We start from the raw sequence: 25672 nt of genomic DNA on the forward strand, positions 1-25672 counted from the left end.
GGCTAGCTTCAGTCACGAAGGATGAATAGGATTTAAAATGTGGGTGTCAATTTTTAAAAGTTATTGGAATGTGGCAACTTTTAAGGACAGTCCTGCCAATACACCTTATTCCAAAATTCTATTAGCCATAGTTTGCTTTTTATTTTTCCTATTAATCATATGGCAATGGTTCATGTCTGACATGCAAGAGCATTTTGAAATGCTGGTGGCGATGTTGGCTGGAATCAGTTTAATTATTGCTTATTCGCTCTATACTTTCCTATTGCTTAAGTTCAACGGCAAAGCGATGAGGTTAATACAGACACTGACGGCACTGTTAGCCAGTCATTTTGTCATCCATGTATTTGCAATTCCTTTATTATTGATTGCACCAGCCTTAACTGCAGCCAGTTTAAATCACAGTTTGGCATTGGGATTAGCGACTATTTATCTTTTTGTAACTTTAACATTAACCCTTTGGCAATTTTTAGTGACGGCTCATATTTACAAATACGCATTAGAAATTGATAACCTCACCGCTATTTTGGCAAGTGTGGGTTTATTGGCTTGTAATATTTTAACTGTTTCATTTTGGCGATGAGAAAATTATGCATTTACACATCTTAGGTATTAGCGGCACTTTCATGAGCGCTTTGGCTATTTTAGCGAGAGAGGCAGGATTTGAGGTAAGTGGCTGTGATGCAAACTGCTATCCCCCGGTTAGTGATCTTTTAACGGCGAAAGGGATTGCCTGGTCAGAGGGTTATGAAGACAGCTCACAAGCCTTAAAATCCGATTGCGTGATTGTTGGTAATGCAATTAAAAGAGGCATGCCTGTATTGGAAGAGGTCTTGAATGCAGGAAAAAATTACATTTCTGGTCCCCAATGGCTGGCTGAAAATATATTGTCACGCTACCGTGTTTTAGCGGTTGCAGGCACACATGGAAAGACAACAACCACATCCATGCTCGCCTACATTCTTGAGCAGGCAGGGTTAAAGCCTGGATTTTTAATCGGAGGCGTTGCTTCTAATTTTAATACCAGTGCACAGTTGGGGAAAGGGGAGTGGTTTGTTATAGAAGCAGATGAGTACGACAGTGCATTTTTTGATAAAAGGCCGAAATTCATGCATTATCGACCTGAAGTGGCTATTTTAAACAATCTTGAATTTGATCATGCAGATATTTACAGCAATCTAGAAGCCATTCAACAGCAATTTCATTACTATTTACGAACAATTCCGAGTAAAGGCTTGGTAATTAAACCCAAGAGAGATGAGGCTTTAAATGAGGTGCTGGCTCGAGCTGTCTTTTGCCCCGTAGAAGAGCTTTCTTTAAATGAAGATGCCAACTGGCGAGCTGAACTATTAGATGAAAGCGGACAATCGTTTCGAGTTTGGCATAACTCAGCCCCTGTTGCCGTGGTGAACTGGCCTTTAATTGGCCAATTTAACGTGGAGAATGGTCTTGCAGCCATTGCAGCAAGTCATAGAGCCGGAGTTAGGCCAGAATTAGCAGCAGCTGCTCTGGCGGAGTTTAAACCCGTTAAGCGCCGTCTGGAAGTCAAATCAAATCGACATGGCATCACCGTTTACGATGATTTTGCTCATCACCCAACGGCCATTGCCAAAACCGTAAATGCTCTGAAAGAGAGTGGTCGTCATAAACGCATCCTGGCTGTTCTTGAGTTTGCATCTTACACCATGAAAACGGGCGTCCATGCACAAGAAATGCCTCAAGCTTTATCGCAGGTAAACAAGGCTTATGTTTTAAACCCTGAGCAGTTTAGCCTGGATAATGTGATAAACCAATGGCTTTGCCCTTTCCAAATCCTTTCAAGCAGTAATCAAATCGTAAAAGCGGTAGTTGATGAGGTTTGCCCAGGTGACGCAGTTTTAGTTATGAGTAATCGTGGCTTTGATAACATTCATCAAAAATTAGTGGCTGAAATTGATTTAAAATTCAACAATACGTTTTGATTCTAGTTGCAAATTCTTTGGCAGATTGTTATAAAAAAAGAAAGGAACCACGGATGATTGCTTTGGGCCAATCCACTCACACTTCAAGTGAGAAATGGTCTTCAAGGAGAGAACCATGCCAAAATTTGAAAGTTTGCAACCTAATTTACAATCTTTCCTGGATTGGTTAAACGGAGAAAATACACAATATTTCCTCGCCTATCCTGACAATATGCCACAAAAAAAAAAGTTGAACTCTCATGATTCTAACCCATTGTTTCTAAGCGGCAGTAAGTATCAGTGGATATCCAAATTTTATTTGGATGTTATAAATTTAATTAATTATTTTACTTGCTTGCAAGAGCAGTTCTGTCTCCTGCCTGGGAAGAAGTAACACATCCCAGAATTTGCCAAGAAATAGAAAGGATTTTTAAGGAGATTACATGGGTTACCAAATGTTAAATTATACTATTTTCAAAAAGAACACTGAAGAATTACTACAGAAGTTCAATAATTATTGCCAGCGCTATCCTACAGAAAATTATGAAGTTCTTCGCCAGAAAGTTAGCGGGTTGCAAGAAAAATATATAGCAAAATCTCAAAAAGGAAAATCAGGATATTTTAGCAGCAGTGATACTCGTTTGCGTTGCGATCAACTCGCATGCATCAGTCAGTTGCTGCCTAAGTTGCCAGATCCGAAAACTGAAAAAGATGAAGAGAAACTAGAGAGTGCTGAGCAAATTCTCTTGGGTGCAATCATTTTTCGCTATCTACGTATTAAAAAGTCCTATGAGAACCCATTTTCTTTTTTTAAAACAGAAGAAGATTCTTATACTTTTCAAGTTCTGGATGAAGAATTTGACTTTAAAAACAAGCTGGATGAAGAAACAATTGTAAGTTGTTGTGAAGCCTATCAGCGATATCTACTGCAATCACTTCCTACTGGCAGTCAGAATGTTGGTGACCAATTTCCCTATATAGTGAAAAACAAGCACAAATTCTACAAAAATTTATCTGAAATTATTAATGAAAGGAAACCTCAGGCGCAACCAATTAGAGCTCAGTTAAATGTTATTGATTTTGTATATTCTGTTTATGAGTCTTTAGAAAAAACCGAAGAGGCTGTTTGTGCAGTATTGCCTAAATTTAAAGCTATGGTGTGGCTAAAACTGGAAGAATTAGAAAGGGAGGGTAATAGCAAAGGCTATTTAACTTATGAAGAATTGATTGTTCTTGCTAAGTCACTCAAACCAGCCCCGGAAGAGTGTGCCTTGGCCGGATTAATTTTGCTCTTCCCTGCTAAAATTTCCAAAGACAAGATTGAAGCCCTTGAAACTGGAGTTGTGGGTAATATTTCCTTTGATAAATATTTTGAACATGCTTTTGCTATTAGAAATAATTACTGCCTGTTAGGAGCTTATATTATGGCTTTGGGCTTATGCGATAGCGGAACAGAAAAACTACTGATTGCTTTGAATGGAGCAATCAATGTTCTTGGTGAAAATCAATTGGATCTTTACACTACCGAAATGGCTTTAAAAGCTTTAAGCGATTACACACGACGTCTACCCGTATCTGCTAGATTAACTTTTAGATGCCAGAGTTGGAGCAGAGTTCGAGGTGAAGAATCAATGCTTCAGGATTTAGACAATCGCCTGGTCAATGTTCGAAAAGAACTTGAAGAGATGGAAAGAAAAAGTTTGCTCGCTCAAGCCAGCCCTAACAAAGAAAATGAGAGCCAGAATTTTAGTTATCAGTAGGGTTTATTAAACCTTTTTACCAATTCAGGTTTGCAATTATGAAAAAAGCTTAAACAACGTTGCCACAAGGGATTCCGGGGGGCGGAATCCCTGAAATTGTTTTAAGACACAGTAAAATGCAGTTGATTATCTTTCCAACTCACTTTAATGTTATCCCCCGATTTGAATTGGCCTGTCAATAAGGATTGAGCCAGCGGGTTTTCCAACTTTTGCTGAATCGTACGTTTCAGAGGTCTTGCTCCATAGACCGGGTCAAATCCAGCTGCTGCCAAATGCGCTAAGGCTTCTGGTGTGAGCTGGAGAGAAATATTCTGTTGACGCAGTCGATCTTGCAAATAGCCAATTTGGATAGAAGCAATGGCAGCGATTTGCTCTTTTTGCAAAGAGTGAAATACGACCGTCTCGTCGATGCGGTTAACAAATTCCGGTCTAAAATGTTGGCCTACAATGTCCATGACCGCCGTTTTAATTTGGTCATAATTTAACTTACTTCCCATGTCATGAATCAGGGAAGAACCCAAATTTGAAGTCATGACAATGACCGTGTTACGAAAATCAACCGTTCGGCCTTGGCCATCGGTTAAACGCCCATCATCAAGAACCTGCAGAAGGATGTTAAAGATATCACTGTGAGCCTTTTCTATTTCATCCAACAAAATGACAGAATAGGGGCGGCGGCGAATGGCCTCAGTCAAATAACCCCCTTCCTCATAACCCACATAACCTGGTGGTGCACCGATCAAGCGGGCAACGGAATGCTTCTCCATAAATTCTGACATATCAATCCGAACCATTGCGTCTTCTGTATCGAAGAGAAAGCCCGCTAAAGCCTTGCATAATTCTGTTTTTCCTACTCCTGTCGGCCCAAGGAAAAGAAAGGAACCAATTGGACGTTTAGGATCAGATAATCCTGCGCGCGAACGTCGAATTGCATTCGATACGGCATCCACCGCTTCGTCTTGGCCGATGACGCGCTTGTGCAAAACTTCTTCCATGTGCAATAACTTTTCCTTTTCCCCTTCAAGCATTTTGGAAACCGGTATACCGGTCCATTTTGATACGACTTCAGCAATTTCTTCTTCAGTTACTTTATTGCGAACCAGTTTGGTTTCACTGCTTTCAGTTGTGGATACTTGCGTTAATTGTTTTTCCAATTCGGGTATTCGCCCGTATTGCAATTCAGACATACGCGCTAAATCCCCTGCACGTCTTGCAGTTTCAAGTTCTGTTTTGGCTTGTTCAAGGGCCTCTTTAATATGCGTAGTACCCTGTAAACTGGCTTTTTCAGCTTTCCAGATTTCCTCCAGGTCAGAATAGTTTTTCTCAAGATCCTGGATGAGATGTTCCAAATCATCCAAACGCTTCTTGGAGGCTTCATCGCTTTCCTTTTTTAAGGCTTCGCGTTCAATTTTTAATTGAATAAGTCTTCTTTCCAGTTTATCCAGGCTTTCTGGTTTGGAATCAATTTCCATACGGATTTGGCTGGCTGCTTCATCGATTAGATCAATGGCTTTATCAGGTAATTGCCTATCGGTAATGTAGCGGTGAGATAAAGTGGCTGCAGCAACAATGGCTGGATCGGTAATTTCAACACCATGGTGAACTTCATATCGTTCTTTCAAACCACGCAAAATAGCAATGGTATCTTCGACATTCGGCTCATTAATTAACACCTTTTGGAAGCGGCGCTCAAGAGCAGCGTCTTTTTCGATGTACTGCCGATACTCATCCAAGGTGGTAGCACCAATGCAATGCAATTCTCCGCGAGCAAGGGAAGGCTTTAGCATATTTCCTGCGTCCATTGCCCCCTCGGCTTTACCAGCACCAACCATGGTATGTAATTCGTCGATAAACAGAATGATTTGTCCTTCTTGCTTGGATAAATCCTTAAGCACTCCTTTCAGGCGCTCTTCAAATTCGCCACGAAATTTGGCGCCGGCAATCAGGGCACCCATATCCAAAGAAAGCAAGCGTTTGTCTTTAAGGCCTTCAGGAACTTCACCGTTGACGATGCGCTGGGCTAATCCTTCAACAATGGCTGTTTTACCTACACCAGGCTCTCCAATCAACACCGGATTGTTTTTGGTACGGCGTTGCAAAACTTGAATGGTACGGCGGATTTCATCGTCTCGCCCAATCACCGGGTCAAGCTTGCCCTGTTCGGCTCGTTCAGTCAGGTCAATGGTGTATTTTTCAAGCGCTTGCCGTTGTTCTTCGGCAGCGGGATCCGTGATCGTTTCGCCCCCACGGATGTCATTGATTGCCTTTTCGATGGCTTCGCGTTCAGCTCCTGCCTGCTTTAATAATTTCGCAAGACTGCTGTCTTCGCTGATGGCTGCAAGAATAAACAGTTCGCTTGAAATATAACTGTCCTTTCTTTGTTGCGCCAATTTATCCGTTAAGTTTAACAAGCGATTAAGACCATTCGAAATGTGAATGTCGCCGCCTGTACCGGAAACTTTCGGAAATCTGTCCAGGGCTTGATCAATCAGTGTACGTAATTGGGAAAGATTCACTCCTGCTTTTGTTAACAAAGGCCGGCAGCTTCCTCCCTGTTGATCCAGCAAAGCTTTCATCACGTGTTCAGGCTCGATAAAACCATTGTCTCGTCCTAATGCCAGGGATTGAGCATCAGCCAAGGCCATTTGAAACTTCGAGGTGAGTTTGTCCATCCGCATAACCTGTGACCCCTCTAAAATGATTGTTTAAAATACTTGGTACCTGCCGTAAAATGAGGGTTCATTTTAAAAAATCAAGTGGTCATGTGAATGGATAATAATTCAAATTCGGAAAAACCTGATGCTCAACTCTTATTGAATCAAATAGTATTGGATTACATGAAGGAGCAACGACGGAAACGATTGTGGCGCATTTTAAGCCGGAGTTTCTTCTTGCTGGTATTTATTTTTCTCATCTACGAACTGTTTAGCTATAAGGACGAGGAAAAGACTTTGCGTCAAAGCGCCCATGTTGGAATTATCGATGTTACAGGTACTATTTTTGACTCAGAGGGCTCAAGCGCAGATGATTTTGCAAAAGGAATGAAAGCCGCATACAAAAGCTCCGGTTTAAAGGCATTGATCGTCCGTATTAACAGTCCTGGGGGTAGTCCCGTGCAAGCGGATTATATGTACAGTACTTTGAAGTATTACCGTGAAAAATACCCCCAGATTAAAACCTATGCTGTTTGTGTTGATATGTGTGCTTCCGCAGCGTATTACATAGCGGCAGGTGCGGATGAAATTTATGCGAACCCGGCAAGTCTGGTCGGTTCTATCGGAGTGCTTTATAATGGCTTTGGCTTTGTCGATACCTTGCAAAAACTGGGAATGACCAGACGTTTGCATACAGCAGGAAAAAACAAAGGTTTTCTGGATCCATTTTCTCCTGAAAATCCAGAGCAAACTCAGTTGCTGCAAACTATGCTGGATGAGATTCATCAGTTATTCATTAGCAGGGTTAAAGAAGGGCGTGGTAATCGGCTTAAAATTGATCAAGATACGTTTTCAGGTTTATTTTGGACAGGGGAGCAAGCCAAGGCGCGAGGTCTCATCGATGGTTTTGCAACCACTGGCCAGTTGGCTCGTGAAAAAGTCCAGGTAGAAAAAGCCATAGACTACACCCATAAACCGAGTGTGCTTGAGCGATTTTCAAAAAACCTGGGAACTGCATTGGCCGATGAAATACCCGTTGCTTTGGGTATAAAGCCTGGGATACTGTCTTAATAAGCGTGTGCAGGAGTTTAAAAGGTGATGATGTTGATGCGTGAATGCGGGAAACTGTATGAACAAATCAACATCCTGAAAAAACGAAGTGTATCATGAGCAGAAGGGCTGCAAATCCATTTTGCAGCTAAGTTGGATTAGTCTTTCATGAGGGGCATGAAAGTTTGTAATAAACCTTTAAAAATCTTTGGATTGCCAGCTACGACATCACCTTTTTTCATATAATCTTCATCCCCCTGCAAGCCACTTATAATGCCGCCAGCTTCCCTAACAATTAAAGAACCTGCAGCAATGTCCCAGGGTCGTAGGCCCAACTCCCAAAAGCCATCCAATCGTCCACTGGCTACATAGGCCAAATCAAGAGCGGCTGATCCTGTCCTTCTCACGCCTGCGCATTTGCCAATGAGTGCTTCAAAAGTGGGCAAATAACGTTTTGCCATGGAGGGATTACGAAAAGGGAAACCCGTTCCCAACAATGCTGCCGACAATTGGTTTTTTTTGGACACGCGAATGCGTCTTTCGTTTAATTGGGCACCACGGCCGCGACTGGCTGAGAAGCATTCGTGGCGGAGGGGATCATAGATAACAGCATGTTCAATGCGATTTTTCACGCGATGCGCAATAGACACGGAAAAGAAAGGGAATCCATGTAAATAGTTGGTGGTGCCATCCAGAGGATCAATAATCCAGACTGATTCAGCATCATCTCTATAAACGCCACTTTCTTCGGCAATGATTCCATGATCAGGGTATGCTTTATGAATGCTGTTAATAATTGCTTGTTCCGCTTTGATGTCTACTTCGCTAAAAAACTCATCGTCACTTTTAGCCGTGATCTTCAGACGGTCGATTTGCTCAATATGGCGCAGAATGATATCGCCTGCCAGACGAGCGGCGGTGATGGCAATGTTTAATAATGGTTGCATGGTTTGCTCATATTTCAACAAAGTCAGCGATTCTAACACATTTTTTTTTGTACAGAGAGAAGTCATTGCGGTATAGTTGCAATAAATAAATGCGAATTTCGTAAATTGCTGTTGTTCCCGGTTCAAGCAACTGAAGTATTAGGATGGGAGACAGCCATTCCTTTGAACGTCTAACCTTTAATACATTTATCAATCATAGTTATGAATTTTTCAAATATTCGAATTGTATTAGTCGCCACATCTCATCCAGGAAACATAGGCTCCTCAGCCAGGGCATTGAAAACGATGGGATTTAGAAGACTCTATTTGGTTTCGCCAAAAGCCTTCCCTCACCAGAAAGCTTTGGAAATGGCTGCAGGGGCTGATGATGTTTTGGAGGAAGCCATTGTCACAAATTCATTGGATGAAGCATTGCAGGGCTGTCAATTAATTTTGGCAACCAGTGCAAGGCCTCGAGGCATTCCCTTGCCTGGTTTAACACCCGAGGAGTGTGCAAAATTTATAGCGCGGCAAGCCGATAACACTGAAATTGCAATATTATTTGGACGCGAACACGCAGGATTAACCAATGAAGAACTCTTGCGCAGCCATTATCACATCAATATACCAAGCAATCCGGAATACAGTTCCTTGAATTTGTCTCAGGCCGTGCAAATCATTGCTTACGAATTGAGGATGAAATTACTGTTGCCAAAATCGTCAACAGAATTGAATCATGATCGCCTGGCAACAGCCGATGAGATTGAACAATTCCATGAGCATTTGCAAAGCGTTATGATGAGCACCAAATTTTTAAAAACAACTCGACCAAACAAGCGTTTACTACAAAGGATACGTCGTATTTTTAGCAGGGCAAAATTGGAGTACATGGAAATTACCATTTTGCGTGGTGTGTTAAGCCATATTCAGAAAGCCTTGGATCAGAGATAAGTGCTAGTTTCAGTGAAGACATTGCAGGTTAAATCATTGAGTGGGTAGTATATTTTAAGGAAATGGCTGTATTTAGGGATGGAGAAACGGGAGTGGGAATGAACAATTTGCCTATTTATCTGGATTACATGTCAACAACACCGGTTGATCCGCGGGTTATTGAAAAAATGATTGCTTATTTAGGCCCAGAAGGCGTTTTCGGCAACCCCGCTTCCAAGACCCATATTTACGGAACAATGGCTGCACAGGCAGTAGAACGAGCTCGCGAGCAGATTGCTGAAGTCATTCACGCTTCCCCACAAGAAATCGTGTTTACTTCTGGAGCTACGGAGGCTAACAATTTAGCCATTTTGGGGGCTGCTCGTTTTTATCAAAGAAAAGGTCGCCATGCAGTTACCATGCGAACTGAGCACAAAGCAGTTCTGGATAGTTTTCAGCAGCTGGAAAAAGAAGGTTTTGAAGTCACTTATTTGGAGCCACAGCCTGACGGATTGCTCAATCTGGACGATTTAATTAAGTCCATAAGAGCCGATACTATCCTGGTTTCCATTATGCACGTTAACAATGAAATCGGGGTTATCCAGGATATTGCAGCAATAGGTGAAGCATTACGCGGAAAAGGAATTGTCTTTCACGTGGATGCCGCACAGAGCGCAGGTAAGCTGGAAATCAATTTGAACCGGCTAGGGGTGGACCTGATGTCATTTTCCGCCCACAAAAATTATGGGCCCAAAGGTGTCGGAGCATTGTATGTTAGACAAAAACCGCGAATTCGCCTGCTGCCTCAGTCTTTTGGTGGCGGGCATGAAGGAGGATTGCGCTCGGGAACTTTAGCAACGCATCAAATCGTTGGTATGGGCGAAGCCTTTGTAATTTCGGAAGAGTCAAGAATTCAGGAGCAAGAACGAATTCTTAAGTTTCGTCAGCTTTTGTGGAATGGAATTAAAGATCTTCCGGGAATACGACTGAATGGCCATGAGCATCAGCGAGTGGCGGGCAATTTAAATTTGACTTTCGCAGGCGTCGAAGGGGACTCCTTACTGTTTGCTTTGCGAGAGCTGGCTATTTCTACGACTTCTGCATGTGCTTCTGCAAGCCTGCAGCCTTCCTATGTCTTGCGCGCTTTAGGGCTTAGTGACGAACTTGCATACAGTTCTGTCCGTTTATCTTGTGGTCGATTTACTACGGAAGAGCAAATTGAACGGGCTATTGCTATAATTTGTTGCCAAGTGGCCCGTTTGCAAGAAATGTCACCCTTATGATGTATAATAAATTAGTTGAAGCCAATTTTTTTTCGCCCAAGCACGTCGGCGTTCTTGATTTGTCAAAACCCCTTAGCGCCCATTCCCGCACAGGCGAAAATGGGCGCGGTGATGTTCTTGATCTATATCTATTATGTGACAGTCGAGGTGTCGTACTTAAAGCTTGTTTTAAGGCTTATGGAAGCCCTTATTTAGTCGCGGCAGCTGAATTGATTTGCCAGCGGCTTGAAGGAGATAACATTGAGGGTCATCCTCAACTGGATTACCTTTGGCTTGTAGAAGAATTGGAAATTCCCAGAACTCGCTACCCTGTGGCGTTGCAAACCGAAGATGGTTATCGTGAGGTTGTCTTAAGAATGAAACAGTTATTAAAAGGGGAGAACAATGTCTGAAGTGATGCAACACGAGAGTGATTTGTCAGTAGGCATAACTCTAAGTGAATCAGCTCTAACTCATATTTTGTCTTATCTTGGCAAACAACAAAATTGCCAGGGAGTGCGATTATCGGTTAAAAAAACCGGGTGCTCGGGATTATCCTATGTGGTTGATTATGTTCAAACTGCCGAAGTCAGCGACATTGTGCAATCTTTAGATAATAATTATTACCTTTACATCGATAAGGCCAGTTACCCATATTTAAAAGGCATGCATGTGGACTATGTCAAGCAGGGATTCAATTCCAAATTTGTTTTTAACAATCCCAATCAAAAAGGGCAGTGTGGCTGCGGAGAAAGTTTTACGGTTGACTAAATCTTAAGAATGGCTCCATTGTAACCCCTTTTCCCTTCTTGTTATAAAGAAGAAGCCGTCTGAGCTTCTTCTCGTCTATTTGAGCAATTAAAAAACAAAATAAATAATTTTTGCCCGAACGAGAAACCCTCATTATTTTTTTTATTCCCTCATTAAAAGTCAAAAATTTGTAAAAAAAGAGTACTAATGATTCAGAAATGCGTTGTTCGTGCAAAAATTGCTTGAAAAATTCCTTAAATTTCCTTAAGCTTCCCTTAATAAATGAATATCATTAGGACAATGTTTACATAGTTTGTGATATTTGTTACTATATCGAGCATGATGTTCGGTCTATGAGTGACTGAATGCTTAAACGAAGTGTTTATTGGATGTTGGAGAGGATAAATGAGTGCAGTTATGCAACAAGTTGAACAACACAATGAAGCGTTAACTCAGCAAGTCATTGGTGCTGTGAAAGGCTACCTGAATACCGTAGGAAGCAAGGATAGTAACCTTAATTTGTATCAATTGATTGTAGAAGAGGTTGAAGCCCCCTTGTTCCGTACTGTTATGGAGTTAACCCGTTATAATCAATCAAAGGCGGCCAGAGTGCTTGGCGTCAGTCGTGGCACATTACGTACCAAATTGAAGCGTTATTTTGATGATGAATTCATCGGTACCCGCGGCTAATTAATATCTAATTAATCTCTTTTCTGAATTGCTGCCCAGCTTATGTTACTGGTCTTTTGCTGGGCATTCTGCTAGTATTGATATCGAAGTCGGTCAGGCAATCGCTCTTTGCTCAGTCAAGGAGAGGAAAGTCCGGGCTCCATAGGGTAAAGTGCCAGGTAACGCCTGGGAGGCGTGAGCCTACGGAAAGTGCCACAGAAAATATACCGCCTGTTGCTTTTGCTGCAGGTAAGGGTGAAATGGTGCGGTAAGAGCGCACCGCGCGACTGGCAACAGTCGTGGCAGGGTAAACCCCACTCGGAGCAAGACCAAATAGGAATCCAACTGGCTTTGGCCGGTAAGTATGACCCATACTGGATTCGGGTAGGTCGCTTGAGGCATGCGGTGACGCATGTCCCAGATGAATGGTTGTCCAAGACAGAACCCGGCTTATCGACCGGCTTTAATTCTTTTTCCTCTTGATTTTTCATCAAGACTAGCCTTACTATCCCGCCATTCTATATGGCAGAGTTTTTTCATGTTGCTGTGTCTTGACGTTGGTAATTCACATATTTATGGCGGTGTATTTGCAGATGAAGACATTCGTCTTCGCTTTCGTCACACCTCTCAAGTGAGCACATCCGATGAATTGGGTATCTTTTTAAAATCCGTATTGCGGGAAAATCAATGCTCCCCAGAAGCAATTAAAGAAATTGCCATTTGTTCAGTGGTTCCCCAATTGGATTACTCTTTGCGGGCAGCTTGTTTGAAGTATTTTGAAGTTGAGCCATTCTTTCTGCAAGCCGGAGTTAAGACTGGATTAAATATAAAATACCGAAACCCAATTGAAGTGGGTGCAGACCGTATCGCCAATGCCATCGCTGCAACACAAGCTCATCCAAACAAGAATATTATTGTTATTGATTTTGGCACTGCTACTACCTTTTGCGTCATAACTGCACAAAAAGCCTATTTAGGAGGTGCAATTTTACCTGGGGTTCGTCTCTCGGTTGATGCTTTAGCAACCAAAACTGCTAAATTGCCGGCTGTAGAAATTGTGAGAATAGAGCAGGTGGTGGGGCGCTCTACAATAGAAAGCATTCAGTCGGGTGTTTTTTATGGTGCTTTAGGAGCTTGCCGGGAATTAATTACAAGAATTAAAAGTGAAGTTTTTCCAGGACAAGAGGTATTGGTCTTGGCTACCGGAGGTTTTGCCTCTCTATTTGAAAGGCAAGAGCTTTATGATTCACTCGTTCCGGATCTGGTTTTACAAGGCATTCGTTTGGCAGCAATGCTAAATAAATAAGAATAGTTGTTTCACCCTTAACAGGATGAAACGTGATCATGAGGCTTGCGCTGCTTCTTAAATTCGGTTGTAACTCTGTTGTCCATTATGCATATATTTATCTAACTGGCTTTAAAACCAGCAATTTTTTTTTGCTGAAGCAGGCCTTTGTGTATTTTTTTTATAAAAAATAATGCTGGGGGTTGACGCTTGGGAAATAGTGTTTCTATAGTGTATAAAAGTGGGTTAAAATTATTAAAAAGTGGGTAATTGTGGGAACGGTTATTTAACCTAAAACCCAAAGGAAAAACATGTTTCGTGGAATTAATGCCATCACCATTGACGCTAAAGGGCGATTGACGGTACCGACGAGGTATCGCGATGCTCTAGTGGGAGGTCATGATAAAGCGCCTCTAGTGGTGACTATTGATACGGAAGAAACTTGTTTACTGCTGTATCCGGCTTCGGAATGGCAAGTCATTGAAGCTAAATTGCAAAGTTTGCCGAGTTTTAATGCCGCAGCCCGTCGTATTCAGCGATTGCTAATAGGGCATGCAACGGATGTGGATTTAGACAGTAACGGGCGCGTGCTGCTCCCTCCCTTATTGAGAGACTATGCCCAACTCGATAAGCGGGTAGTAATGATTGGGCAAGGTAATAAATTTGAGGTTTGGGATGAAACGATGTGGCAATCCAAACGGGAGCAATGGCTGGCTGAAGAAGCCAGTGCTGCGGGTGGTGGCTTACCCGATGAAATGAAAACCTTTTCTCTCTGATGGAAACGATTATGACCCAACATCAATCTGTATTATTGCATGAGGCTTTAGAGGGCCTGGCAATTCAGTCGGGTGGAATTTACATCGATGGCACCTTTGGTCGGGGGGGGCATAGCCGCGCTATTCTTCAGCATTTGTCTGGGACAGGGCAGTTATTTGCCATTGACAAGGATCCGGAAGCCATTGTTTATGCCCAGAAACACTTTGCCGATGATAAGCGGTTTCACATTTATCATGGCTCTTTTGCTGATTTGGCTGATTTGGCTAAATCAGCCAATATTATGGGCAAAGTGAATGGCATTTTGCTCGATTTAGGAGTTTCTTCGCCGCAATTGGATAATCCTGAGCGTGGTTTTAGCTTTAGCCAGCAAGGGCCATTGGATATGCGCATGAATCTTGAACAAGAGATGAATGCCGCTCAATTCATCAATGAGGCTGATGCGGATGAAATGAGTTCTATTTTCCGTGAATATGGTGAAGAACGATTTGCGGGACGAATTGCTCGGGCCATAGTTGCTGCCCGCAATATAAATCCCATTGAAACAACAGCCGAATTGGCTGAAATCATCAAACAGGCCAATCCTAAATGGGAGAAGCATAAACATCCGGCAACGCGCGTTTTTCAAGCCATTCGCATTCACGTCAATCGCGAATTGGAAGATCTAAACATTTGTCTTCAGGCAAGCGTGGATGTTTTGGCACCAGGTGGACGCTTGGCAGTAATCAGCTTTCACTCGTTAGAAGATCGCATTGTAAAGCAGTTTATGCGTGACAAGGAGCAAGGAGAGCGGTTACCCGCAAACATTCCTGTTCGTTATGAGGACATTAAAACGAATTTTAAACGAATTGGTAAAGCAATAAAGGCAGGGCCTCAAGAAGTTAAAGAAAATATAAGGGCCCGAAGTGCTGTATTAAGAGTAGGGGAGAAAATAGCATGAACGCAGCAGCTAAAGCGATTCATCAAAGCAATCTTTTCAGTGGCCATTTATCCGATATGCGTCTCTCAAAACAATTGACTTTTATTCTAACCTTATTGCTGGCTGTGTTGGTAAGTGCCTTGGCTGTGGTTTATGTTACAAATGAACATCGCATTAGTTTTAGTGAATTACAAAGGCTTGAACAAGAAAGCCAGCAATTGCAGTTGCAATGGGGACAGCTGTTGCTTGAGCAAGCGAGTTTGTCAACACCGGGGCGAGTCGAGCAATTGGCGATAGAGAAATTGCAAATGAAATTGCCCGCAGATAAGGACAGCTTTGTGTTGCAAATCCGATGAAAGAGCGAAACATCAAAGCCAGGCTCCTGGTAGTGGCCATTTTTTTTATTTTATTATTGCTGGCACTGTTGTGGAGAATGGTTGACCTAACGGTTTTGCATCGACAATTTTTGAAGGTTCAGGGTGATGCCCGCAGTGTTCGTGTCGTTGATGTTCCTGCTCATCGTGGAATCATCAGCGACCGTCAAGGCACAGCTTTAGCAGTAAGCACTCCCGTCGAATCAGTTTGGGTAAACCCAAAAGCCTTTTCTCCAACACCAGAGCAACTACTAGAACTCTCAAAATTATTGCAACTTACCCCGAAAACGCTGGTGGGCCGCGTTAAAAATGCGAATGGTAGGGAGTTTCTTTACTTACGTCGTCAATTAACCCCGATGGTGGCAAAGCGTATTGAGCAATTAAAAATTCCTGGTGTTAACTTTCAGCAAGAATTCAAACGCTATTATCCTGCGGGAGCTTGTGTGGCCCAATTGCTGGGCTTTACCAATATAGATGATAGAGGCATTGAAGGTTTGGAGCTTGCCTATCAGGATTGGCTGATGGGTATCAATGGTAAGAAAAAGGTACTCAAGGATCGAACGGGACGAATCATTGAGGAGCTCGGCGTGCTTAAGGAGCCTCGCCCTGGTAATCCGTTGGTTTTAAGCATTGATAGTCGAATTCAATATTTAGCCTATAACGAACTGGTACACACGATAGATAAATTTTCGGCAAAATCGGGTTCGGTTGTAGTGATTGATGCTAAAAATGGGGAGATTTTGGCTGCAGCAAATGCACCTTCATTTAATCCCAATGCACGCGGACTCTACTCACGCGACAGTTACCGAAATAAAGCCATCACGGATACCTTTGAGCCAGGCTCTGTGATTAAACCGTTTAGTATTGCCAGTGCCTTGGGCAGCGGTCTTTTTGCTCCGGATACCATTATTGATACTCGCCCAAGTTGGATGATTGTTCATGGCCATACCATTCGCGACGTACATAATTATGGCGTGCTCGATGTCACGGGAGTATTGCAACATTCGAGTAATGTTGGTGTAACCAAAATGATTTTGCAAAGTCCTCCCGAACAATTAATAGGTTTGTTGCAACGAAGCGGTTTCGGCCAGCGAACAGAAAGCGGTTATCCCGGTGAGAGCGAAGGTGCAATAGTTAATGCCAAAGATGCAAATCCATTTGTACTGGCCACTTTAAGTTTCGGTTATGGACTCTCTGTCTCCGCTTTGCAATTGGCGAAAGGCTATTTAATATTTGCTAATAAGGGACGGTCAATGCCTGTTACCCTGATTCATAACCAACCTTTAACTCCAGGAGAACAAGTGGTGGATGAAAAAACTGCCAACCAAGTTCTATTGATGATGGAAGCGGTTCTTGGAAATGAGGGTACAGGAAGAGCAGCACGAGTTCCAGGTTACCGAGTCGCTGGTAAGACGGGAACAGCAAGAATTGCCGGAAAAAATGGTTATGAGGCCAATCGACACATTGGTAGTTTTGTGGGAATTGCGCCCGTTTCAAATCCAAGATTTGTAGTGGCTGTTGTTATTCATGAGCCAACAAAAAATGGCTACTACGGTGCACAAGTGGCCGCACCTTTATTCGCCCAGGTGATGTCTGCCGTGTTGCGAATGTTTGAAGTGCCACCCGATCAGGTTTCCACGAGTTGAGCAGGCTTTCTGTCTTTGATCATTCACCAGCCTGACGACATTCGCCTTTAGCATTTTCCTGGCAGGCTTGCACGCAATCACTGTCTTCCTGACTTTCACATTTTGCAATGCAGGGGTTTAAAATTCGCTGCATACAGTCGTCTTCCGCGCTTTTTTCTTGTTGCACGTTAATTTCAGTGTTGTCGCTAGCGTAAGTTGGAAGAGACAATAAAAGTGATAAGACAATGATTAAACGGGCCATATTTTCCTCCTTTTTACTCTAGTTTAGCTCGAGATTGATGGAAAAAAAATGCGGCTAGGCAACTAAGTACTTCGGTATTCCAGATGAATAGGCCTTCACAGGGGAATAAGTTATCATTAGGGCTTGGGTTGTGTCGTACAACCAGCCATGTTAAAAAAATAAAAGGCTCGTTATGATGTAGTTTGTAAATACAATTGTGTTTATTCTTGAAGAATGAAGGCTATAAAGTTAATCATATGCATTTAGATTGCGCGAGGCAAAGATGAAACTTGCAGATTTATTGAAACCCTGGATTGAGCAGCCTATACCTGATTGTGAAATAGTAGGGCTTCATAATGACAGCCGGGAAATTAAACCCGGCTTCTTATTTATTGCTTATCCTGGGGCTTGCACAGATGGACGGTTGTTCATTTCGCGCGCCCTTGAAGCGGGTGCAAATGCGATATTGTATGACCCCAACAATTGGCCTCAGCAAATTCAAATACCATCTAAGGCAATTGCACTAGCCATGCCCAACCTTTCAACGAGACTGGCAGATATTGCGAGTCGTTTTTACGGTCAGCCAACTAAACAGTTAAACGTTACGGGTGTAACGGGTACGAATGGCAAAACAACCATTGCGTATCAACTGGCTCAAGCCCATGAACTTCTAGGACAAAACGCGGCCTATATTGGGACGATAGGACAAGGGCGAGTGAAGCAGCTCCAGGCTTTGGCCAACACCACCCCAGATGCACTGCGTTTACAGAGTTTATTAGCTGATTACCTGAAAGATGATGTGAAACACATTTGCATGGAGGTGTCTTCGCACGCACTTTGCCAGGGGAGAGTCGAAGCAATCAATTTTCAACAAGCCATTTTTACCAATTTAAGTCACGAGCATTTGGATTATCATCTGACCTTAGAAGCTTATGCTAAGGCAAAAAGCTTACTATTTGCAAAGCCAGGTTTAAAGTGGGCCATTGTAAATCAGGATGATGCTTACAGCTCAGTTATGGTGGAAGCCACCAATTCCTCCTGTAAAATTATCAGATACGGCATAAAGGCAGATGCTGATGTCCGTGTTTTAGATTGGAAAATGGACTTAAAAGGCAGCTCTTGTGAAGTTCAGTCCCCTTGGGGCAAGGTTCACTTGCGAATCAATGCCCTGGGATTTTTTAATATTTATAATTCCCTCGCCGTTTTTTCAAGCCTTCTCGCTTATGGCTACCCTATTGAGCAAGTTACTGCAACCATAGGAAAATTACAGGCAGCCCCGGGACGTATGGAAATTGTTTCTCATGATCCTTGCATCATTGTGGATTACGCACACACCCCGGATGCTTTGGAAAATGCTTTGGCTACCTTGCAAAAGATCAAGAAAGGACGCATTTTCGTTGTTTTTGGTTGTGGCGGTGATCGAGATAAAACCAAACGGCCTATGATGGGGAAAATTGCTGCCGAGTATGCCGATTTAGCCATTATGACCAGCGACAACCCTAGGACGGAAGATCCAATGTCCATTATTGAAGAGATTGATGCGGGGATGCCTTTGGATTCAAACCGATTTAAAATCGCAGACCGTGAAGAAGCGATTGCAAAAGCAATTGAGCTTGCCGAGGCAGACGACATCCTATTAGTCGCAGGGAAGGGGCATGAAAATTATCAAATCATAGGCGGTGAGCAGCATCATTTTTCCGACCAGGAAATAATAAGGAAACTGCTGGGGCGAGAGTAATATACTATGTCAGTCTTTCATGTTGTTCCTTAATGCATCCCAATAAATAGCTTGCAAGTTCTTTAATGTTCATAATTTTACTTCAACTTATGCTAATGGATACTTATTCGCGCAATGTGGGGAAAGGTTCGAAACTTGATCTGGAAACAGCAAAATAATATTTTGTTCAAGCCGTTTGCATTGCTGGTGCAAACAATAGTTAAAATATTATGTGGGAAAGGGGTTGGCAGATGGACTCTAAGACCACCCGTAACTTTATTCTACAGGATGATAGGAGTCAAATGGCTCTCCTTTATTGAAGATTACCCATCACTCGGCATTTAGAAGCTGTCTATAGTGGCAGCCACACAGAAAGGGATGTAAAAATGGGCTCTACATGTTACTGGGTTTATATTTTGCTTTGCGAAAATAACACTTACTACACTGGGATAACGAATAACTTAGAAAAGCGGTTTAAGTCCCATGTTGATGGAAGTAGTAGGTGTAAATATACGCGTAGTTTTAAACCAATTAAAATTTCTCAAATGTGGGAAATTTCTGAGGGTAAAACAAAGGCTATGAGGATAGAACGATATATTAAAAAATTATCTCGTGCTGAAAAGGAAGCCATCATTGCAGAACCTTTAGCACTTCAAAGTATATTTAATACTTAGCTTTTATCAATGCTTTTCAAGTAGGACTTGACCTTCAGATATTTCGCATTAACTACGGTGCACCATTGAGTGATAGTCGGCAATAATCTATCGATCACCTGGTTTATTTTGGCAGGAGATGCTTCCGGCCCAACAAGATCGCTATGTTCAAAATAGCATTGTAGCTCATTCCAGGAACAATAAAGAGAAATGTTTTGTTTATCCAGCGATTCATTTAATAGGTCTATCGCTCTTTGGTAATTTCAGGTTAATCAGCTGCTTTCCCATCTCGTGCTGTCAGATTGCTACATCATTATTTCTCGACGCGTACAGCTCTCCTTATTGCTTGTGATTATAAATAGAGAGCTGAAACAATCATTTAAATATTACCGCAATGTTTTTCATCCCTGAAGCGGATGATTTATCTTCTAAACGATGCTGATTGCTCAAGAGAACTAATTTGCTCATTAATCGCGTTTAGTCTCTCCTCATAATGTGCAATGGTCACCTCAGGATTAACTTGTTTAATAAAGTCGGTTAAAGCCTTAATATCACAATCAAGTTGTTTAAGTTGACTAGCAATTTGCTTATATTGTTCCGGCTCTAAAGGCTGGGAATTCATGCTATCTGCCAGTAGTTGATTATGTTTATTCCGTTTGTCCCACAATGAATCAAAACAATTGTTTATTGCTTGCTTATATTTCTCCAGCTCAGTAGCTAATTGCACGCTAATTTGTCGAACCTGAGCAAGATCCTCAGCAACGACCACTTGTTTTTCAAGTGATTCAAACTTCTGCTTAAAATCCTTAAAGAATTTTAGATCACCCATTTAATTTCCTCTATTTTCAAAGTTACTTGATAAAATATGTTCGCGTTCCTGCTGAATTTGAACTTTTGGTTTTATATAAACCCTTACAAGCTCATTCTCCGCACTAGCTATTCCTTTATCAAGTCGTTGACGGGTAACTTCTACTTGTTCAATTAAGTTTTCAACACTTGACGAAGGTCTTAGAGCATCTTCCAAATTGGGCTCGTTAACCGGATGGGATGTCCGATATTGTTGTTCATCGTAGGCTATTTTAACACCGAAAGTAGCCCCGCCGACTGCTAGGCCTGTCGCAAAACCAACCGCAGCTCCTACTGTAAGCCCAACCACTCCAACACCCAAAGGTGCTAAAACACCCGTAGCGGTTAATGCTAGTCCAACCCCAATACCTATTAAGCTGAGCAAGGTGATACCCAACAACTTCAGCCAATTACGCGACAACCATGTACTTTCAGATACTGGCGTTTCAGGTATGGTTTTATTATTTTTCTGCTCTACTGATACACTAGGTTCATCATACTGTTCGACTAGCAGATGTTCTTCTAAAGAGACTATCTCAACAATTTCCGGTTTATAATCAGCAAGTGATAACTCTATACCTATTTTTTTATCAATCTCTCTCTGTATACCCTCGACTCTCTCTCTTAGAGCACGCTGTAATAATTCTTGATCCTCATCGTCAAAATGAGTTGAGATATATCGTGCAATTTGCTGGTAGCATTGATTGAGAATCCTTGGATCTTCGTGTAGGAAGTAATCGACCTGGGGATGCTCAAAGAATAATTCTAAGGCAATATTGCTTCTACTGGTACATTCCTCAATCGCTTTATCCCTCTTTCGATCATCCTCAGGTGCAAACGCTTTGCTGGCAAGGGAACTGAGTAATGCTTTGGGAAGCATAGCCAATTTTAGTCGAGCAAATAACTTCTCTTTTATATAAGCCGGATCGTCCTGTATATGAGGGGCGTTGTGGTATATTCCCCCATAAGGGCGGGTTAATATATTGCTTTCATAATCCTTTTTGGTAATTTCTGAAGTAACATTACAATGGTCGAAATCAATTTTAGTTAGATGACTTTGATAAACATCTCTGGAAGAAAACCCAAAATTTTCAATATTTGCATCAGATTCACCAACAAAGTTGGTTACTTCATCAATAATACCTGAACCAGGAAATATTCTCTTTTCTACTTCAATGTATTGTTTTCTACTGTTACGAGTACGGTGATCAGCTACAGAGACAGCATAGCCAGGGATTGCGCGCGAACCAACTAAGCGGTTATCTAATAAGCGTTCTGAAGAGAAATGATCAGCACTTATTAAAGTGGCAATTTTGGAGGCCAGAATAGCATTCGGAGAGTAACGTTCTACTCCACGTACAAACAGTATCTTCTTACCATTGGTAGCTACGAAGGTATTGTCACCGGTATCTCCCTTAGCTAATTTACTTACCATCTTGTAAGGGAAATAATCATCGCTCTCTTTAATTCCTTTTCTTATTGAGACTTTTTTATTTTTAACAACGTTCAAATGTAAAGGATAAAAAGGCTTACTTAAATCGACTCCATTGAAATTATCCGTCGTGGGTAACTTGCCAACTAATCTTAGTGCATTAATAGCAAAGGGTATCTCATGGGAAATTAGTTGTTGCATATAAGGGGTAATCCCTGGATATGAGAAATAATGACAGCCCTCATTAACAGAAAGGTGATGAGCAAAGAGTTGATAGCAATTTAATAATCCAATGTATCTTAAAGCATCCTTTCCTCCGCTTTTAGATATCTCTCTACCTTCTTTTATATTACGTTCTATATTGCTAACTGAACTTTCAATTTCTTCTTCATTCTCTTTGTATTTATTAAAACTTATGTCATAAAGTAGATGAATTATGCAGTTTTTCACTTCTGCATTGAGAGTGGACAACTCATTTGAGAAAGTAAGGAAATCTTGCTCTTCTATCAATTCATTGCCGTTAAATTTTTTTATGAAAGCAAGGATTTGTTCAGGAATTTCGGAGTCTATTTTTTTGCTTGAAATGTAAACAATAGCTTCCGACTTATCATAAGAAGAATGCATGTATCTTCCGACCAATTCTTTGAGCTTCATAATATGTCTCTTTTAGTTACATCATGATATATATTAGCAATGTACTATTAAGTTTTTATTAAGTGACTGTCACTCATAAGGACAATAAATGGATGCAAGCGACAAATTTGAAATCGAACCAGCGCGTGACAGAACCATTTTGAAGTTTTAATCGGTTTTGAGTGAATGTTCTACGAGGAGGTCACATTGCCGAAAATAGGCGGTTACAAAATGTATAATGTCAAAGAACAAATGCAAATAAATAACTGATGATTTATTACGTCATTCATTTGGTGAAAATCACAGTCATCTATGAAAACCTAAAATTATGTATTGAATTTTCATTCGCACGGGAAAAAATTTAACACAAAGTAAGCAAAGCATTCTTTCACAATCTTATTGCTTATACCTGGAATTTTACTGCGGAATTCATGATACAAAATTTACATTAAGTGACCTATATAAATCTATTTGCCACTTCTTTTATCCGTGGTTTTGTCTTTATCGGCCCGAATGGCAAAGCCGTAGCCGTCGTCTCCTGAGGTTTTTTGGCGCTTTCCACCAACGACATTCTTTAAATCTTTTCCGTGTATTTCTTTCATTGATTTCTCTTCTGAATGTTTGGATGATTTTTTCATGATTGTCTCTATAAATGTAAGCGCATTTTAAGTTTAGTTCATTATGTTTAATTATTCCCATTTGCATAAATCATTCAAAAAAACTTTCAGAAATAAGTTATAGCCGAACATATTTAAAATAAGACTAAATCAGCTATTTTCATTGAATTTATTGAACCGCTTCTTTGATTTGAGCTTTCATTTCGGGAGTCACTTCAGCGGCACGGGGTGCTAATATTACAGTTCCTCGAGTGCCATTTTGCTGAATGTCATTAATTAACATGTTCATTTCTGCAATTTCACGAACCTGAGCTTCTATTATGCCATCCGCTAATTTGCGGACACGTGGATCCACAATATTCGCTTTACTTGCATTATTTACGGCAATGGAGTGATGAGGAATCATTGATTTCATGAAAGAAACATCGGTTATGAACGTCTGATTCCTGTTTAAAACTAATAGCAAAATAAAAGCAAGAACAGCCAAGATGAGAATAATTATTTTAGTTAGATTTCCCTTATACATCGACCACATAAATCCGAGCATTACAATGGTCATCACACACCCCATGACCAATGACGCAAGAAATCGATTGATGCTAAACATGGCGTCATTGAATGAGTAGACTAATTGGTACATCAAGAAAAACATGATGAAGGTTGAGGTGATTATCATCGCAAAGAATCGACACCAGCCCATGTGCAATTTTTTATTTTGATTTTCCATCCCAATTCTCCTTTTAAGGAATGAATAACTATGATTTCAGTGGCCCTCCATATCTTAGTTCTAAATTACAGTACAAGAATAGATGGTTTGGGAATGGGTTATCCGAATCAGCCGGCCAAAACATTCAGATGTAAATTTAATTTCTAATTTGGATACTTTAGACGTCAGCACCGAAGATTGCGGCCAAGTGCCTATCTGATCCTGAGGATTGGGCATACATTGCAAAATCATGACGATTTTGGTGGGCCTTACGCAGAGTTAGGAAAGTGGATTCCAAATCCTTTGCATTTTTTAAAACCTCAGTTTCATAAATGGGGTTGTACAGGGAGAGAACGCAATCTTCCCAGTCGGTTCTAGCTGGGAAATCAACAGGTTTTGTTATAGTAGCGGGGAGTGAAGGGGGGGAGAGAAGACCAAGGGCCTTGTGTAATTTTTCGCTTACTGCTTTTACAGAGCTATCCTTTGCCTCAATGCTGTGGCCAGCAATGTGAGGCGTGCATAGGGTTGCAAAACGGACTATATTGGCACTAATGGAGGGTTCGTTTTGATAAACATCCGTGCAATAAATAAGTGAAGGCTTTGCCTCCAATAAATCATCCTCGTTAACGATGCCGCCACGAGAGGCATTGAGGATGATTGCACCGTCTTTTAAACGTTTCAGTACGTTTTTGTTAATTAGATTTCGACTAGGGTAAGGCGGTAAAGCATTCAAATTTGCGTGGATGCTTATCAAATCACAATGCTGTACCTCTGCCAATAAACAACTTTGAAAGCTTTTATCCCGCAATTCTTTGGGTGGGTCAAATTGGATGACTGACATACCTGCAGCCTTCAATCTTTGCGCGACTTTAGAACCCACCTGACCTGCTCCAATGACGGCGGCTTTATTGCCTTGCAGCAGGGTGTTTTTTTTTAGATAGGCCAATTGGGCAATAATGTAATCGGCAACGGCAGGAGCATTACATCCCTTGGCATCAATGAGATAAATGTTTTGAGTTTTTAGGAAGTCTTCATCAATGTGATCAGTTCCGCTGCTGGCTGTAGCCACATAGCTTAAGCTGGAATTTAGCAATAAATCGCGATCAACTTTTAGGTTGGCTCGGCAGAGCAAAATATTTTGTTGAGGCAGTAGGGCAGGGATTTCTTTCGCATGATGGTAAAGACTAAGCTTAAAAGGCTTTGGAAAGGCAGCGGTTAATCCCGGTAAAGTCGCATCGGCTAAGATATTCATAAATTAAATAAACCGCGTAAAACTTGCAGCGACCATTGTATGGGGGGATTGATTATAAATCCTAAAATACCAGTAAACATCAGCAACAGTAGAATAATAAATCCAAATGGTTCGATTTTCTCATATTTTACAGCAACGTTTGCTGGCAAAAGACTGCCCAGAATACGACTGCCATCCAAAGGGGGAATAGGAATTAAATTGAGCCAAGCGAGGAGTAAATTAATGATAATACCCGCTCGCGAGGATAGAACCAGAAATAAAGCAGCATTTGAAGATTGTGGATTGAGCATTAATCCCAACTTGAAAAGTCCAGCCCACATCAAAGCCATAAGCAAGTTGGATAATGGCCCTGCAGCAGTAGCTAAAGCCACATCCCGACGCGGATTCCTAAATTGAGACGGATTAATTGGAACGGGTTTTGCCCAGCCAAATACAAAATTAAACTGGCTGAGAATTAGAATAACTATTGGGACAATTACCGTTCCAAACAAATCAATATGGCGGAGCGGGTTAAAACTTAGTCGTCCCATCATTTTAGCCGTGGTATCTCCTAACCTATAGGCAACCCAGCCGTGAGCCGCTTCATGCAAAGTAATTGCAAAAAGTACAGGAATCAACCAAATGGTTATCTGTTGGACAGTAGAGAGCTCGAGCATGGCA

26 protein-coding genes and 1 other RNA gene are annotated in these 25672 nt (G+C 41.6%); 18 read left to right on the forward strand and 9 right to left on the reverse strand.

Going from position 1 to position 25672, the window contains the following annotated elements; genetic code table 11:
- The first annotated feature begins 37 nt into the window (after positions 1 to 37).
- The 4 genes from EL203_RS04500 to EL203_RS04515 all read left to right on the forward strand — a co-directional run bounded on the left by EL203_RS04500 (position 38) and on the right by EL203_RS04515 (position 3697).
- Positions 38 to 580 carry a hypothetical protein gene (locus EL203_RS04500; RefSeq protein WP_058470315.1) on the forward strand — a complete coding sequence of 181 codons (543 nt, stop codon included), beginning with the start codon at positions 38 to 40 and terminating at the stop codon, positions 578 to 580.
- A 7-nt stretch (positions 581 to 587) separates the two neighbouring features.
- Complete coding sequence (gene mpl, locus EL203_RS04505) at positions 588 to 1958, forward strand: UDP-N-acetylmuramate:L-alanyl-gamma-D-glutamyl-meso-diaminopimelate ligase (protein WP_058470314.1); 1371 nt, start codon at positions 588 to 590, stop codon at positions 1956 to 1958.
- 115 nt (positions 1959 to 2073) lie between these two features.
- Positions 2074 to 2331 (forward strand): hypothetical protein, encoded by a 258-nt coding sequence (locus tag EL203_RS04510; protein ID WP_058470313.1) that lies wholly within the window; start codon positions 2074 to 2076, stop codon positions 2329 to 2331.
- A gap of 49 nt (positions 2332 to 2380) precedes the next feature.
- Positions 2381 to 3697, forward strand: a complete 1317-nt coding sequence (locus EL203_RS04515) for a hypothetical protein (RefSeq protein WP_058470312.1) — start codon at positions 2381 to 2383, stop codon at positions 3695 to 3697.
- Between the two features lie 101 nt (positions 3698 to 3798).
- Here EL203_RS04515 and clpB read toward each other — a convergent pair whose 3' ends face one another.
- Positions 3799 to 6375, reverse strand: coding sequence for an ATP-dependent chaperone ClpB (clpB, locus tag EL203_RS04520; RefSeq protein WP_058470311.1), 2577 nt, complete (start codon positions 6373 to 6375; stop codon positions 3799 to 3801).
- 90 nt (positions 6376 to 6465) lie between these two features.
- Here clpB and EL203_RS04525 point away from each other — a divergent pair, with 90 nt between their 5' ends.
- The gene (locus tag EL203_RS04525) at positions 6466 to 7422 is read left to right on the forward strand and encodes a S49 family peptidase (protein ID WP_058470310.1); all 957 of its coding nucleotides are present in this window, start codon (positions 6466 to 6468) and stop codon (positions 7420 to 7422) included.
- Positions 7423 to 7559: 137 nt separating this feature from the next.
- On the opposite strand, the gene EL203_RS04530 is transcribed toward EL203_RS04525, so the two are convergent.
- On the reverse strand, positions 7560 to 8348 hold the full coding sequence (locus EL203_RS04530; protein ID WP_058472157.1) for an inositol monophosphatase family protein: 789 nt from the start codon (positions 8346 to 8348) through the stop codon (positions 7560 to 7562).
- Between the two features lie 201 nt (positions 8349 to 8549).
- On the opposite strand from EL203_RS04530, the gene EL203_RS04535 reads away from it, so the two are divergent.
- The 11 genes from EL203_RS04535 (at position 8550) to EL203_RS04585 (ending at position 16936) form a co-directional block, all read left to right on the forward strand.
- Positions 8550 to 9278: an RNA methyltransferase gene (locus EL203_RS04535; protein ID WP_058470309.1), complete on the forward strand. Its 729-nt coding sequence runs from the start codon at positions 8550 to 8552 to the stop codon at positions 9276 to 9278.
- A gap of 98 nt (positions 9279 to 9376) precedes the next feature.
- A complete protein-coding gene (locus tag EL203_RS04540; protein ID WP_058472156.1) occupies positions 9377 to 10540 on the forward strand; it encodes an IscS subfamily cysteine desulfurase in 1164 nt (387 codons plus the stop codon).
- On the forward strand, positions 10537 to 10932 hold the full coding sequence (locus EL203_RS04545; RefSeq protein ID WP_058470308.1) for an iron-sulfur cluster assembly scaffold protein: 396 nt from the start codon (positions 10537 to 10539) through the stop codon (positions 10930 to 10932). The genes EL203_RS04540 and EL203_RS04545 overlap by 4 nt, the downstream gene beginning before the upstream one ends.
- Positions 10925 to 11290 (forward strand): HesB/IscA family protein, encoded by a 366-nt coding sequence (locus EL203_RS04550; protein ID WP_058470307.1) that lies wholly within the window; start codon positions 10925 to 10927, stop codon positions 11288 to 11290. The genes EL203_RS04545 and EL203_RS04550 overlap by 8 nt, the downstream gene beginning before the upstream one ends.
- A gap of 384 nt (positions 11291 to 11674) precedes the next feature.
- Positions 11675 to 11959, forward strand: a complete 285-nt coding sequence (locus EL203_RS04555; protein WP_058470305.1) for a helix-turn-helix domain-containing protein — start codon at positions 11675 to 11677, stop codon at positions 11957 to 11959.
- 85 nt (positions 11960 to 12044) lie between these two features.
- An RNA gene (gene rnpB, locus EL203_RS04560) (RNase P RNA component class A) lies at positions 12045 to 12407 on the forward strand.
- Between the two features lie 69 nt (positions 12408 to 12476).
- Positions 12477 to 13244 carry a type III pantothenate kinase gene (locus EL203_RS04565; RefSeq protein WP_058470304.1) on the forward strand — a complete coding sequence of 256 codons (768 nt, stop codon included), beginning with the start codon at positions 12477 to 12479 and terminating at the stop codon, positions 13242 to 13244.
- A 290-nt stretch (positions 13245 to 13534) separates the two neighbouring features.
- Positions 13535 to 13999 (forward strand): division/cell wall cluster transcriptional repressor MraZ, encoded by a 465-nt coding sequence (gene mraZ / locus EL203_RS04570; RefSeq protein ID WP_058470303.1) that lies wholly within the window; start codon positions 13535 to 13537, stop codon positions 13997 to 13999.
- Between the two features lie 11 nt (positions 14000 to 14010).
- Complete coding sequence (gene rsmH / locus EL203_RS04575; protein ID WP_058470302.1) at positions 14011 to 14937, forward strand: 16S rRNA (cytosine(1402)-N(4))-methyltransferase RsmH; 927 nt, start codon at positions 14011 to 14013, stop codon at positions 14935 to 14937.
- Positions 14934 to 15272: a cell division protein FtsL gene (ftsL, locus tag EL203_RS04580; protein ID WP_058470301.1), complete on the forward strand. Its 339-nt coding sequence runs from the start codon at positions 14934 to 14936 to the stop codon at positions 15270 to 15272. Before rsmH ends, ftsL begins: the two co-directional genes overlap by 4 nt.
- Complete coding sequence (locus EL203_RS04585; protein WP_058470300.1) at positions 15269 to 16936, forward strand: peptidoglycan D,D-transpeptidase FtsI family protein; 1668 nt, start codon at positions 15269 to 15271, stop codon at positions 16934 to 16936. The genes ftsL and EL203_RS04585 overlap by 4 nt, the downstream gene beginning before the upstream one ends.
- Before the next feature lie 19 nt (positions 16937 to 16955).
- Here the strand turns inward: EL203_RS04585 and EL203_RS04590 are convergent, their stop codons facing one another.
- Positions 16956 to 17177, reverse strand: a complete 222-nt coding sequence (locus EL203_RS04590; protein WP_058470299.1) for a hypothetical protein — start codon at positions 17175 to 17177, stop codon at positions 16956 to 16958.
- A gap of 262 nt (positions 17178 to 17439) precedes the next feature.
- On the opposite strand from EL203_RS04590, the gene EL203_RS04595 reads away from it, so the two are divergent.
- Together EL203_RS04595 and EL203_RS04600 are read left to right on the forward strand one after the other, a co-directional pair.
- Entirely contained in the window at positions 17440 to 18894 is a 1455-nt protein-coding gene (locus EL203_RS04595; protein WP_058470298.1) for a UDP-N-acetylmuramoyl-L-alanyl-D-glutamate--2,6-diaminopimelate ligase, read from the forward strand.
- A gap of 365 nt (positions 18895 to 19259) precedes the next feature.
- A complete protein-coding gene (locus tag EL203_RS04600; RefSeq protein WP_058470296.1) occupies positions 19260 to 19547 on the forward strand; it encodes a GIY-YIG nuclease family protein in 288 nt (95 codons plus the stop codon).
- 400 nt (positions 19548 to 19947) lie between these two features.
- Here EL203_RS04600 and EL203_RS04605 read toward each other — a convergent pair whose 3' ends face one another.
- The 6 genes from EL203_RS04605 to EL203_RS04625 all read right to left on the reverse strand — a co-directional run bounded on the left by EL203_RS04605 (position 19948) and on the right by EL203_RS04625 (position 25668).
- Positions 19948 to 20355, reverse strand: coding sequence for a hypothetical protein (locus EL203_RS04605; RefSeq protein ID WP_058470295.1), 408 nt, complete (start codon positions 20353 to 20355; stop codon positions 19948 to 19950).
- Positions 20356 to 22458 carry a hypothetical protein gene (locus EL203_RS04610; protein WP_058470294.1) on the reverse strand — a complete coding sequence of 701 codons (2103 nt, stop codon included), beginning with the start codon at positions 22456 to 22458 and terminating at the stop codon, positions 20356 to 20358.
- Positions 22459 to 22904: 446 nt separating this feature from the next.
- Positions 22905 to 23075 carry a hypothetical protein gene (locus EL203_RS14305; protein ID WP_156413818.1) on the reverse strand — a complete coding sequence of 57 codons (171 nt, stop codon included), beginning with the start codon at positions 23073 to 23075 and terminating at the stop codon, positions 22905 to 22907.
- A 148-nt stretch (positions 23076 to 23223) separates the two neighbouring features.
- Complete coding sequence (locus tag EL203_RS04615; RefSeq protein ID WP_058470293.1) at positions 23224 to 23781, reverse strand: DUF305 domain-containing protein; 558 nt, start codon at positions 23779 to 23781, stop codon at positions 23224 to 23226.
- Positions 23782 to 23938: 157 nt separating this feature from the next.
- On the reverse strand, positions 23939 to 25012 hold the full coding sequence (locus tag EL203_RS04620) for an NAD(P)-dependent oxidoreductase (protein WP_058470292.1): 1074 nt from the start codon (positions 25010 to 25012) through the stop codon (positions 23939 to 23941).
- Positions 25009 to 25668: a site-2 protease family protein gene (locus EL203_RS04625; RefSeq protein WP_058470291.1), complete on the reverse strand. Its 660-nt coding sequence runs from the start codon at positions 25666 to 25668 to the stop codon at positions 25009 to 25011. Before EL203_RS04625 ends, EL203_RS04620 begins: the two co-directional genes overlap by 4 nt.
- Positions 25669 to 25672: the final 4 nt, after the last annotated feature.

Origin of the sequence: Legionella jordanis, from assembly GCF_900637635.1 — a bacterium.
GTDB lineage: Bacteria > Pseudomonadota > Gammaproteobacteria > Legionellales > Legionellaceae > Tatlockia > Tatlockia jordanis.